Below are 12,296 nucleotides of genomic sequence, written 5' to 3'. Positions count from 1 at the left end.
TTCACATCTCCGTCATGAGCGTGCTCGCTCGAATGCTCACGTCGGCGGTGTCCGCCAGCGTCCAACCTGGTTTGACGTCACTCAATGTGGACTGCGGGCCGATCACGTACGTGATCAAGCCCAAGTCCAGCCGCTCTCTAAGCCCTCGTGTCAGGCGTCCATCCGGAATCACAGCCACGAGTGGATCGGGATGGTTCGACATGAGCGGGACGACCGACTCAGGATCGTCCAAGATCACAGGAGACGTCGGAACGCTTCGTTGAAGGGCATCCGCCTCAGCGATTTCGAGTCCCGCGAACAAGCGCAAGCCTCGCTGCGCCAGTCGCGTGAGGATCACGTCGTGCCCGGCGCCATCGGGGTACCAAACGAACGCCCAGGGCGAGGCTCCTCGCCATGCCTTTAGCGGATCAGCCAGCGTCCCCACTCTCGGGAGTCGCGGACTTGGCTCTGGCACATGTAGACCCGGTGCTGAGTCAGGGTTCATGCGGCAGTGCGGGCATCCCCTGCATCGCGGCGACGTCCAGAGCAGACCCCCCCTATATCGAACTCGGTAGTGGCTAGCCAGGACTCTGCCGACACAGCGATGACCTTCCAGTACATCGAACATGGCACCAAGCGCGAGTTCTTGGGATGCCCGGAGTTCGGAGCGCAGTCCCTCCGTTGCCCTGGTCCAGCCAGGGCGGTTCAGAAACTCCCCGTTTGCCAGCTCAAACTCCAGCAGGTCCTGCACTGACTCGTAGAAGGTGTCGCGGTCCGTTTCGTCGCCCTCGTCGCGCCACCGGGGAACCTGGAACTTGATCGCCCCGGCCTGCGCCATAAGCGTGAGCGTGCGAACGTTCCACTGCGCGCTCTCATTGAAGCCCTCTGGGAGGTAGGCCGGAACGACGCTTCGGTTGACTCTGTATCGAAGCCCGGAGACGTTTTTGCCCTGGCGCAAGAGATCCTGCCAACGACTCCAGCCCTTCTCGTCGCCGATGAGAACCGCTGAGTTCAGGCGCTTTGCAACATCGCGGTCCCCGGGGCCTTCGCACAAGTACGCCACCGTTGGTCTGCCATCCCGCCCGCCCCGACCAACCTCTTGGTAGTACCTGTCGATCGTTTCGGGTACGCAGGCGTGCACGACACTGCGCACGTTGGGGAGATCCAACCCGAGCCCAAAGGCAGACGTTCCCACGACCACATCCACCGAGGTCACAGTGCGGCGACCGTCTGCTCGAACACCCCGCACTGATTCCACAACCTCCGCCCGCTCGAGTTCTGTCGACTCACCAGTGATGCCCGCGACCCGCCCGTAGCCGGCGTCACGGAGAAACTTGACCCATTCCTTGGCATCCCGCACCCGCGTCGCGTAGAGAATCAGCGGCTTCGGAAGAGCATCGACCGCGCCCAGGATCGCCTGCCGCCGCGTCCCAGTGTCCTCTGCGCGGTCGATGAAGATCGCAGGCTCAGCACGCAACTCCGTGCCCCATACGAACTCTGAGCCACCCGCCCCGAACAGACGCTGAAGGACATCGACGGAGCGCTGCCCCAAAGTGGCGCTTAGGAGCAGTACCGCCGGACGTGAATCATCCGGAGCGAGGTTGCGAGCCTCAGCAATGAGCCCAGGCATTGTTTGAAACTCTGGCCGGAAGTCGGTCCCCCACTGATCGATCAGATGTGCCTCGTCGATCACGATTTGCTGAAGCCGTCCTTTGCTTGCACAGTCGAGGATCGCCGGAGCAAGTCCACTCACGAAAGCTTCCGGGCTCGTGTACAGGAGGCGTTGCGCCCCTGACCGAAGCGCTGCACGCAGAGACTCCTTGGTGGCTGCGTCCAGCGAACCGACGTAGGCATACCGATTGAGCGGGCTCAAATTGAGCTTTCGGTTGCGCGCCAACTCTTGGGTCCGGCGTTCGAGGTCAAGAGCGAGCACGATCGTGGGCACAACCACCACCGTGACGCCGGACGAGCTCAGCATGGTCTTGGACCACGCAACGGCGGTCTTTCCGCGCCCCGTCGGGAGCGCAACCATGAGCGTCTCGTCACGACTCAGCACCGCTGCGCGAGCAGCTTGACGCTGAGACTCACCGCGGTATGCCTCGAACTCCGGGCCGTGGGCGCGTGGCCAGAATGGGTCGGCTCGTACCGACGCGAACATCGGATCGGCGTCCCGAAAAGCCGCGAGCACTTCTTCTCCGCCCGTTTTCCCTTCCTCGCGCTCGTCCGTCCTACCTGGAGCCCAGTTGACGGCGCGAATGCTCAGGCGCCCATCGGCAAGGCTTGTGGGAACACAGTTCAACTGACGCCACTGTTCAGCGCTCGGCCACGAGCCACCAACTGGAACGCTTAGTGCCGGGCTAGACCCATAAGTCGCTGCAGCAGTCACAAGGACCTGCCTTAGCAGGGTTGCCAGGTCCCGCCAGTTTGATGCCCCAGAATCCAGACCAGTCATTGCATCGAGCATGCGTCGACAGGCGTCCGAGATCGCGGACCCACCGTCGACTTGCGGAGCAGTCGGCCAAGCGCCAAGCGCTTGCGACGCGACACTCAGGTCGTCTCTAGACATATTCACTCCAGGACTGAGCGGAACGCACCAAGCATGTGACCGCCGTCAGCCGGATGCTCGGCGACGTGACGCCTTCCTCAAGAGCACGGCCCACCGCGATCTCGCGTGCCCAAGCCTCCGGATCGGCAACCAGGCCGGAGGCCGCCTGGCGCGCCTTGGTCTGGGCAACCAGAAGATCCGTCCTCGCGCGCACGATCGCGGCTGCATTTTCTGTCACCCGAACAAGGTCCGCGACCTGAGCCAGGTGGGATCGTGCAACCGCAAAACCTTCGGGACCGACGACCTGAAGGACATTCTCCCCACCCAAAACGCCATGCAGAGCCGAAATCCTTGCGGCGTTCAAGTTGACGTCGCGGCCCCTCATGACCGGCTGATCCAAATATGCGACGACGCTTTCGTCTGCTACGGGTGCCATGTCATTTACCGCGATCCATATCCGCCTGAAGACCGGCGCGAGTGCGGCGTCGCCGCGACGCCTAGCAACCGCGAAACCGTCTGATCCTTGTCCTAGTGCGCTGATGACGGGGTCGAGGCTCGCCTCGACCAGAAAGTCGTATCCGAAGTACACCAGTGGGTCAAATGACCATCGCAGATCGAGTCGCCACTGAGCACTGGCTTGGCCCCGATCGTCAATCTCCAAGACGGACTCGATCCCATCGACGAACGGGTTGCCGCGTCGGAACAATCGACGCCCGGGGGTCACCTGCCAGCGGTCGAAGTACCCGGTCCGAGTCTCCGGGCGCGTGACCACCCGCGTGAGCAACCGAGGGCTGACGAGTGGTGCTTGCTGCGGATCCCGATCGAAGCGGATGCTTCCATCGGGCTGGCTCCTGCTTGAGAGCATGAAGCCCTCGGCGCCGGTGACGAGTTTCATGAAGGCCCGCTCGATTTGCTCGTGCCTAGAGTCAAATTTCGAGATGTTCTTAGCGAGTGTCTCGCCCTCACCTCCGCCATAACTCGATTCCAACGCATCGAGTTCGTTGATCCGCCGTCGCTCAGCACCAAGGGCTGACTGAACGTCAGGATTTCTGTCGACGGCAAATTCGCGCCCTTCGACCAGCACTTGAGCCCAGAACGTGTCGGCAAGCCCGTCGGCTATCTCTTGCATGGCTGAGATCGACTGTCCGAAGATTCCGAACCCATTCCCGAGAACGCGCAACCACATGGTGTGAAGCCCGTCGGGGTCGAGATCGGAGATGACGAACTGCGTCGCGGCGCGACCGGTGCCATAGCGGTCAACCCGACCGATGCGCTGTTCGAACTCGGTCGGGCTCCAAGGCAGGCGGGCGTGAATGGCAATCTCGGCCTGCTGAAAATTGCGGCCGACGTCGCCACTCTGATCCGCGACGAGCACACCGCCCCTGGCACGCCAAGCGGTTACCGTCTCTTGGCGCAAGCCGTTCGGTGAGTCACCCAGGTGTTCGTAAACAGGCCGTGGCGCCGCTGGCAACGACCGAAGGGCTGCCGCAACCTGACCTGCGAGGGCTCCCCGGCCGCAGAAGACCACTGCGCGCTGACCAGGTCGAACGCGCTTCGCGATCGCTTCGGCGATGTTCCGGCATGCGTCGTGATCAGCAACTTCCAGCAAGTCGTCAAGAACGCGCCGTTCAAAGGACAGCACGTCCGCCTCTGTGAGGCGTTGGAAATCCTGCGGCGAGAGGACAGCTTCGTTCGAGGATTGCTCGAGGCGAGCCCTCAGGACAGCAACGGCGTCCGCAACGGTTGCTGCGCCCAGGCGTGAAACCAGAACACTGGCCGCGTTGGCGTATGGCCGCGGGTCCAGTCCGGCATCGGCGACTTCCGCCGCAGCCATCCGGATCCAGGTCTCGACCGCGTCGACGACAGCGTCGCCTTCAGCGGTATCCAAACGGATGACCTTAGGGCGCTCGCGGCCCGTAAATTCGAACGGCGCCATGTTGCCCTCGTCATCGAGTCGGTGTTGCTGCACGACGTGGCGCCGGTTGCGTACGACGCGGTGATGTAGGCGATATGTCTCCGACACGTGGGCCCGTACCGTGGAAACGGCTCGATTCAGGTCACTTGAGTTGGCAACGCCGCTCTCGCCGAATGCCTCCTGAGCCACTGCCATTGCGGAGGTCAACAGATTGTCGTGGGGGAGCAGGCGTCGGAGGGCATCGAACTGATACTGAAGCAATTCGGGGTTCTCGGGGTCAGGCTCCTCCTCGAGGCCGAACACGGCCATCGCGAGTTCACGCCGAGTGTCCAGGAGGTGTTCGAAGCCCGCCAAGTCGCTCCATTTGAACAGTTCAGGGTCGAGCAGGTGCAGCAGCGCCAGATGGCTCGTGACCTTTCGCGAGAAGGGTGTTGCCGAAAGAAGAAGCAGCCGAGGAACCGCGTGCGCGACGGATGCCAACTGTCGGTACGGCTCGTCGTCAGGTGAGTCGACACGAGTCAATTGGTGTGCTTCGTCAATGACGAGAAGATCAGCGCCCCGAAATTTGTGCCACTCCTCGACTTCATCGTGACCGAGGACTGCGAACGGCAACTGTCCGTCAGGGGTCGCGAAATCATCCAGATAGAACTTGTCCCGTAGTTCGGCCTGCCACTGCTCACGGAGGGCGTCCGGAACGATAAAGCCGAACCGCCGACTCGGGTTATCGATGAGCAACTGCCGTGCGACGAACCCAGCCTGAATGGTCTTGCCCATGCCGACCTCATCGGCGAGGAGGTAACGCTGAATAGGGTCGTTGATGATGCGGAGCGCCGCGTTGACCTGATGTTCGTGGATGGCAACTCCCGCCGACATCAAGCCAGTTGCCGACGTCGAAGCCGCCCGCTCGGCGAGCAGCAGATCGCGGACAGGTTGGCGCGCATCACGGAACCGCGGTGTCTCGTTGGCGCCAGCTAACAGCACCTGGAGTGGGTCCCTGGTCGGTTGATCCCAACGCACCCGGAGACTGGACTCCGGGATATCGACGTCAGAGGACACGTTCGGGAACCGAATGAAGTAATCCGGAGCGCGACCACCGACAACTCGCCCAGCCCACCATCGACCGTCGAGCTTCGGAACGAACACTCGCGTTTGTACGTCCAGTGCGACGCCTCGCAGTCGATCTATTGCGATCCAGTGGGCGTCAGCCTCGACTTCGACAGGGGACTCGAAAAAGACAACGCGTGCCTTGCCGTCCTCAAGGTCTGCAATCCGGCCGATGCCCGGAGCGCCGTCAAACGTGACGAGCGAGCCGATCGTGCCAGCCACCCGTGTCACCAACCCCTGAGAGAAAGTACTACGCGAGCCATGATCGGGCTCACTCGAAGCACTCTAATGAAGGCTGCCGAGAGATGCGCGCCGTTCGCGAGAAACCTGAAGGTGCTTCAGGCGGGGGCCTTGGTCACTCGGCAAGTTGCATCGCATCACGGTGCGGTGTTTATGTCGCCAGAAGATGCCTTGACGAGTCGATGGCCGCCTGCGGGTCGAATTTAAAGGCCACTATTGCCTGAAATTCTGCGGCGACCGCGACGGGTTGTAGGCGCAGTCGAAGCCGAGCGAAAGCCTGTGCTTCGGTCGGTCATCGCTGGGTTCGGTTGGGCCTCCTACCGTGTCGGTAGCCCCGGGGGGCGTATCGAACCACGTACGGCCGTTTCACGAGGTCTCTTGACGTCGAGATTTCGTGCAACATCTCGTGCAACATCTCACGGCCATTGGGGGTAAATCGGGGTCTCTCACGGTTCCTCGCCCACCGAGCGCCCGACGGCCGGGAACGACAAAGCCGCAGGTCAGAGGGCCTCTGACCTGCGGCTGGGGTGGTGGCCAGGGACGGGGTCGAACCGTCGACCTTCCGATTTTCAGTCGGACGCTCGTACCAACTGAGCTACCTGGCCGTGTGACAAACGCCAGGTCTCCCGGACGCGACGGCAACTATAACCCAACGCGCGGGCGGGTCCGAAAACCGCTCAGGCGCGCAGCACCTTCTCCATCGGGCGGCCCTTGGCGAGCTCGTCGACCAGCTTGTCGAGGTAGCGGATCTGCTTCATCAGCGGGTCCTCGACCTCCTGCACCTTCACCCCGCACACCGAGCCGGTGATGAGCGAGGAAGCCGGGTTGAGATGCGCCTGCGCGAAGAAGTCCTCGAAGGTCGTCTCCTTCTCCAGGTGGCTCGCGAGCTCGGCCTGGTCGAAGCCGGTCAGCCACCGGATGACCTCGTCGACCTCGTCCTGGGTGCGGCCCTTGCGCTCGGCCTTGGTGACGTAGAGCGGGTAGACCGAAGCGAAGCTCGTGGTGAAGATCCTGTGCACCCTCCGAGGGTATCCGCCGGACCCGACGCCCACCCGACGATCACCCGACGCCCCACCCGCCCGAAGCCCGTATGCCGTCCGCCCCGGAATGCGACCCTGCCGCCCGTGCGTTGGCCCCCAGCATGCGAGCCATCACCTACAGCCAGTACGGCACCCCCGACACCCTCACCCTCACCGACGTCCCCGACCCCCGAGTCGGACCGGGGGAGGTGCTCATCCGGGTCCGCAGCGCCTCGGTCAACCCGGTCGACTGGAAGGTCATGGGCGGCTACCTCGACGGCCTCATGCAGGCCGACTTCCCGGCGATCCCGGGCTGGGACGTGTCCGGCGTCGTCGAGGCGGTCGGGCTGGACACCCCTGAGTACGCCCCGGGCGACGAGGTCATCGCCTACGCCCGCAAGGACTGGGCCCAGCACGGCACCTTCGCCGAGCTCGTCGCCGCACCTGTGCGCACCGTCGCCCGCAAGCCGAAGAGCCTCGACTGGCACCAGGCCGCAGGGCTCCCGCTCGCCGGCCTCACGGCATACCAGCTCCTCCACCGGCTCGGTACGAGCGAAGGCGACACGGTCCTCGTCCACGCCGCTGCCGGTGGCGTCGGCCTCCTCGCCGTCCAGATCGCACGTGACCTCGGTGCCCGGGTCATCGGCACCGCCTCCGAGGGCAACCACGAGTTCCTCCGCGAGTTCGGGGCCGAGCCGGTGACCTACGGCGACGGGCTCGCCGAGCGCGTTCGCGAGCTGGCGCCTGAGGGTGTCGATGTCGCCGTCGACTTCGTCGGCGGCGTGCTCGAGGCGACCCAGGCGGTGCTCAAGGACGGGGGCCGTCACGGGTCGATCACCGACGGTGCCGTCGCCGAAGCCGGCGGGATCTCGGCCTGGGTGCGACCGCACGCTGCCGACCTGCAGGCGCTCGCGGACCTCGCCGACGCCGGCCGGCTCACCGTCCCGGTGGCGGAGGTCTTCCCCCTCGAGGACGCCGCCAAGGCGTTCGAGCTCAGCCAGGGCGGACACGTGCGCGGCAAGATCGCGATCGAGGTCAGCAACTGACCGACCGCCCCGAAACGGCTCAGGCGGGGCGTCCGGCCCGATAGCCTCGGCGCCCATGGACTGGAGCCAGCCGGGTCGGCGCGGAGCGCTGCTCTACGGGGCTGCCGCGGCGGTCGCGGGCGGCCTCGTGGCCAGCGTCGCCCGCCTCGAGGCCGCCCGGCAGGTGGGGCGCCGGTCCGTCGCCCAGCAGCTGCCGAGCGGGCCGCTCATCGTCGTCGCCAACCACACGAGCTACGCCGATGGGGTCCTGCTCGCGATCGCCTGCCGGGACCTCGGCCGGTCGCTGCGGCTCCTCGCCACGGCCGGGGTCTTCACGGCGCCGCTGCTCGGTCCGATGGTGCGCCGCCTCGGGTTCATCCCCGTCCACCGCGGGTCGGACTCCGCTGCTCGCTCCCTCGACGCCGCCGCCGAGGCCCTGGCCTCGGGTGAGGCCGTCGGGCTGTTCCCCGAGGGACGGATCACGCGCGACCCCGGCCTCTGGCCCGAACGGTCCAAGACCGGTGCGGTGCGGCTGGCCCTGCGGACCGGAACCCCGGTCGTTCCCGTGGCGCTCCAGGGCGCCCAGGACATCGTCGGCCGTCGTGACAACCTGCGCCGCCTGCTCCGCAACCTCGCCCTGCCACCCGAGGTCAGCGTGCTCGTGGGGGAGACGATCGACGTGGTGGCGCTCGCGGGGCCGGACCCCGACGAGGCCACCGTGCGTCGCGTGGCCGACGACGTCATGGGCCGGCTCATCGACCTCATCGAGGAGCTGCGGGGTCTCGAGGCGGCGTACGAGTACGGCGTGCCGCGCAGTCAATCCGACGGCTGAGGTCGCGCCTCACGGACCTGTCGCTGCCGCGACATGACGAGAGGCCCACACCTGGTGGTGTGGACCTCTTCGTGCTGGCGACCCCGACGGGACTCGAACCCGCGACCTCCGCCGTGACAGGGCGGCGCGCTAACCAACTGCGCTACGGGGCCTTGCTGGTGCAAGACCGTACTGCGTATCCCCAACGGGATTCGAACCCGTGCTACCGCCGTGAAAGGGCGGGGTCCTGGGCCGCTAGACGATGGGGACCCGTCTCCCGACAGGAACCCACGTCGCGCAGCGCGCAGCGCTCGGATCCGTCGTGGACTCGGAAAGCATAAGGGACCATCGCGCAGGTTCCAAAACGAGCCCCGTCCATGCTCGGAAACCGCCTTCGTATGCCGGCTCATGCAGAGTGTGGAACCCGCGCCCACCTCACGCGCGAGCCTCCCGGAGTGCCGCACGGACGAGGTCGACGGCCGCGGACTCGCTGAGCCCCGCGCGGGCTGCGCTGGCTGCGTAGGCGGCCGCGCTGCGGTGGAGCGCGACGTCCGTGGCGTGCCCTCCGCCCGCGACGACGGTGCCGGCACGGCGTCTCGTCGTCACGAGGCCCGCCGCCTCGAGCTCCTTGTAGGCGCGGGCGACGGTGTTGACGGCCAGGCCGAGGTCGCCGGCGAGGGCACGCACCGTGGGTAGGCGATCGCCCTCGGCCAGATCACCGCGGCCGATGAGCCCGGCGAGCTGCGCCCGCACCTGCTCGTACGGTGGGTCGGCCGCGGTGTCGTCGACCGTGACGAGGAAGTCGCTCATGGAGGCAGTGTGTCAACAGGGTCCTGCGAAACGGGGCTCATCCGTCCCGTTCGTGAGGACGGGGGGCGACCCGGACCGGTCAGCTGACCGGGTTGGCCCAGGCGTGCAGCCGGTCGGCGTCCCAGGTCGTGACGATGCGCTCCCACGGGACGCCGAGCCGCTCGGCGCGCTCGCACCCGTACGCCTTCATGTCGAGCTGCCCCGGGGCGTGTGCGTCGGAGTCGACCGCGAAGAGGCAGCCGATCTCGAGGGCGAGCTCGATGAGGTCGTCCGGCGGGTCCTGGCGCTCGGGGCGGCTGTTGATCTCGACGGCGGTGTTGCCCTCGAGACAGGCCTCGAAGACCGCGCGCGCGTCGAAGTCGGACGGCGGACGGACGCCGCGCGAGCCGGTGACGAGACGTCCGGTGCAGTGCCCGAGCACGTTGACGCGGGGGTTGAGGACGGCTGCGACCATGCGCTTCGTCATGGGCGCCGAGTTCATCCTCAGCCTGCTGTGGACCGAGGCTGTGACGAGGTCGAGCTGGGCGAACATCTCGTCGGTCTGGTCGAGCGAGCCGTCGTCGAGGATGTCGACCTCGATCCCCTTGAAGAGCCGGAACGCCTGTCCCACGCCGCGGTTGATCGCGTCGACGATGGCGATCTGCTGAGTCAACCGCTCGGCGGTGAGCCCGTTCGCGACGCGTAGCTGGGGGGAGTGGTCGGTGAGCACCATCCACTCGTGGCCGAGCTCGATACCGGTGAGCACCATCTCGTCGATCGGTGACCCGCCGTCGGACCAGTCGGAGTGGAGGTGGCAGTCCCCGCGCAACGCGGCATACAGGTCCTCGCCTCCCTCGACGAGCGGACCACCGCTCTTGTCCTGCAACGACTCGAGGTATGCCGGCAGCTCACCGCGCGCGGCCTCCTCGACCACCGCCGACGTGGACTTCCCGATGCCCTGGATCTGCTGGAGGGTGCCGGCGCTGGCGCGCTGGGCGACCTCGTCGTCGCTGAGGGCCTTGAGGGCCTTGGCCGCGTTGCGGAACGCCTCGACGCGATAGGTGCCGGCTCGCGTGCGCTCGAGGAGGAAGGCGATTCGTCGCAGGGCGTCGGTGGGTTCGACGGGAGCCTCGAGGGGCGGGAGCAGCGCGACCATGGCCCCATCCTCACGTGTCTTCGTGCCCCGGGACCACCGTGGCAGGCGGATTCTGGCGATCTGGCGGTGGTTGTGGGGCACGAAGTCGGGCTGGCGTGGATAGCGTGGCGGCGTGAGCGAGCAGCGACCTCCCGCGCCCCCGGTCGGACCCGGGCGCCTGCGCCAGAACAGCATCTACCGCCGGGGCACGCTCGGGCAGGCGCCCCGGGTGCCGACCCACCCGGACGAGCTCGAGAGCCGGGCGCGCAAGGCGATGAGCCCGCAGGCGTGGGCCTACGTCGCCGGCGGAGCGGGGTCCGGCGCGACGGTGAGCGCTAACCGCGCCGCCTTCGACCGGTGGCAGGTCGTGCCACGGATGCTGCACGGCAACACCAGTCGTGACCTGCGCACCGAGGTCCTCGGCACCTCGCTCACCGCACCCGTCATGATCGCGCCGATCGGCGCTGCGGACCTCGTCCGCCCCGGCTCGGACGTCGCGATCGCGCAGGGGGCAGCGGCAGCCGGCACGCCGTACATCTTCTCGACGCAGGGGTGCGCGCCGATGGAGGAGACCGCCCGGGCGATGGGGGACGTGCCGTGGTGGTACCAGCTCTACTGGTCGGTCGATGAGCGGCTCGTCGACTCGCTCATCGGACGGGCCGAGGCGGCCGGCGCCAGGGCGCTCGTCGTCACGCTCGACACGACGATGCTCGGCTGGCGGACGCGCGATCTGGACCTCGGCTCACTGCCGTTCACGCAGGGCGTCGGGATCGCGCAGTACACCTCGGACCCGCGCTTCATGGAGATCGTGCGCGAGCGCGTGGCCGCCGCCGGTGAGGAGCCGTCGCCGCTCGCGGGGACGACGGGCGCGCAGAAGGTCGTGGCGGCAGCGAGTGGCGCCCGCACCCTGGTCAACCAGGCGCGACGTCATCCCGGAGGCACGCGTGACAACCTGCGCTCCGCCGAGCCGCGGGCCGCGGTCGAGACGTTCCTCGACATCTACTCGAACCCGGGCCTGTCGTGGACTCACATCGAGACGCTGCGCCGACGGACGCGGATGCCGGTGCTGCTCAAGGGAATCCTGCACCCGGACGACGCACAGCGAGCCGTCGAGTCCGGCATCGACGGCATCATCGTGTCCAACCACGGTGGACGCCAGGTCGACCGGTCGGTCGCCTCGCTCGACGCCCTCGTGGCGATCCGTGAGCGCGTCGGTCCGGAGCCTGTCGTGCTCCTCGACAGCGGTGTCCGGTCCGGGGCGGACGTGTTCGTGGCCCTCGCTCTCGGCGCCGACGCGACGTTGATCGGGCGCCCGCACATCTACGGGCTGGCGCTCGACGGTGCCGACGGGGTGCAGGCCGTTGTCGAGGACGTCGTGGCCGAGCTCGACCTCACGATGGGACTGGCCGGAGCCGCGAGCATCGCCGAGATCAGGTCCGGCGACTTCGTCGTCCCCGCGCCGCCTCGCTGACACCCCCGGCGTCGCGCTGTGCACTGCTGCAACTGGGCGCAGCAGTGCACAGCCGGGACAGGTCGGGAGTGTGCACTGCTGCAGTGGGGCGCAGCAGTGCACAGCCGGGCAGGTCGGGAGTGTCACTGCTGCAGTGGGGCGCAGCAGTGCACAGCCGGGGCAGGGCGAAAGTGTGCACTGCTGCAGTGGGGCGCAGCAGTGCACAGCGTTGAACGGCACCTGTGTGACCCCCCCGGAGGGTCGTCGGGCGCGCCAACAGCAGT

The 12,296-nt window shown here is 66.9% G+C and carries 8 protein-coding genes and 3 tRNA genes; 3 read left to right on the top strand and 8 right to left on the bottom strand.

Going from position 1 to position 12,296, the window contains the following annotated elements; all coding sequences use genetic code 11:
• Position 1 precedes the first annotated feature (1 nt).
• The 4 genes from dpdF to LL946_RS04545 all read right to left on the bottom strand — a co-directional run bounded on the left by dpdF (position 2) and on the right by LL946_RS04545 (position 6,802).
• Positions 2-2,545, bottom strand: a complete 2,544-nt coding sequence (gene dpdF / locus LL946_RS04560; protein ID WP_404385227.1) for a protein DpdF — start codon at positions 2,543-2,545, stop codon at positions 2-4.
• Positions 2,538-5,765: a protein DpdE gene (gene dpdE, locus LL946_RS04555; RefSeq protein WP_404385225.1), complete on the bottom strand. Its 3,228-nt coding sequence runs from the start codon at positions 5,763-5,765 to the stop codon at positions 2,538-2,540. Before dpdE ends, dpdF begins: the two co-directional genes overlap by 8 nt.
• A 546-nt stretch (positions 5,766-6,311) precedes the next feature.
• Positions 6,312-6,388 (bottom strand) — tRNA-Phe (locus tag LL946_RS04550).
• 72 nt (positions 6,389-6,460) lie between these two features.
• Positions 6,461-6,802 (bottom strand): DUF2200 domain-containing protein, encoded by a 342-nt coding sequence (locus LL946_RS04545; protein WP_404385223.1) that lies wholly within the window; start codon positions 6,800-6,802, stop codon positions 6,461-6,463.
• Between the two features lie 122 nt (positions 6,803-6,924).
• On the opposite strand from LL946_RS04545, the gene LL946_RS04540 reads away from it, so the two are divergent.
• On the top strand, positions 6,925-7,848 hold the full coding sequence (locus LL946_RS04540) for an NADP-dependent oxidoreductase (protein WP_404385221.1): 924 nt from the start codon (positions 6,925-6,927) through the stop codon (positions 7,846-7,848).
• Positions 7,849-7,903: 55 nt separating this feature from the next.
• Positions 7,904-8,659, top strand: a complete 756-nt coding sequence (locus tag LL946_RS04535) for a lysophospholipid acyltransferase family protein (protein ID WP_404385219.1) — start codon at positions 7,904-7,906, stop codon at positions 8,657-8,659.
• Between the two features lie 75 nt (positions 8,660-8,734).
• Here the strand turns inward: LL946_RS04535 and LL946_RS04530 are convergent.
• The 4 genes from LL946_RS04530 to LL946_RS04515 all read right to left on the bottom strand — a co-directional run bounded on the left by LL946_RS04530 (position 8,735) and on the right by LL946_RS04515 (position 10,583).
• Positions 8,735-8,811, bottom strand: a tRNA-Asp gene (locus tag LL946_RS04530).
• A gap of 24 nt (positions 8,812-8,835) precedes the next feature.
• Positions 8,836-8,908: transfer RNA gene (locus LL946_RS04525), tRNA-Glu, on the bottom strand.
• A gap of 165 nt (positions 8,909-9,073) precedes the next feature.
• Positions 9,074-9,448 carry a GntR family transcriptional regulator gene (locus LL946_RS04520; protein ID WP_404385217.1) on the bottom strand — a complete coding sequence of 125 codons (375 nt, stop codon included), beginning with the start codon at positions 9,446-9,448 and terminating at the stop codon, positions 9,074-9,076.
• A 79-nt stretch (positions 9,449-9,527) separates the two neighbouring features.
• On the bottom strand, positions 9,528-10,583 hold the full coding sequence (locus LL946_RS04515) for a PHP domain-containing protein (RefSeq protein ID WP_404385215.1): 1,056 nt from the start codon (positions 10,581-10,583) through the stop codon (positions 9,528-9,530).
• A 112-nt stretch (positions 10,584-10,695) separates the two neighbouring features.
• Between LL946_RS04515 and LL946_RS04510 the strand changes: the two genes are divergently transcribed.
• Entirely contained in the window at positions 10,696-12,033 is a 1,338-nt protein-coding gene (locus LL946_RS04510; protein WP_404385213.1) for an alpha-hydroxy-acid oxidizing protein, read from the top strand.
• Positions 12,034-12,296: the final 263 nt, after the last annotated feature.

This window comes from Knoellia locipacati (assembly GCF_044791685.1).
Lineage (GTDB): Bacteria > Actinomycetota > Actinomycetes > Actinomycetales > Dermatophilaceae > Knoellia > Knoellia locipacati_A.
This window is presented reverse-complemented; position numbering and strand designations above follow the sequence as displayed.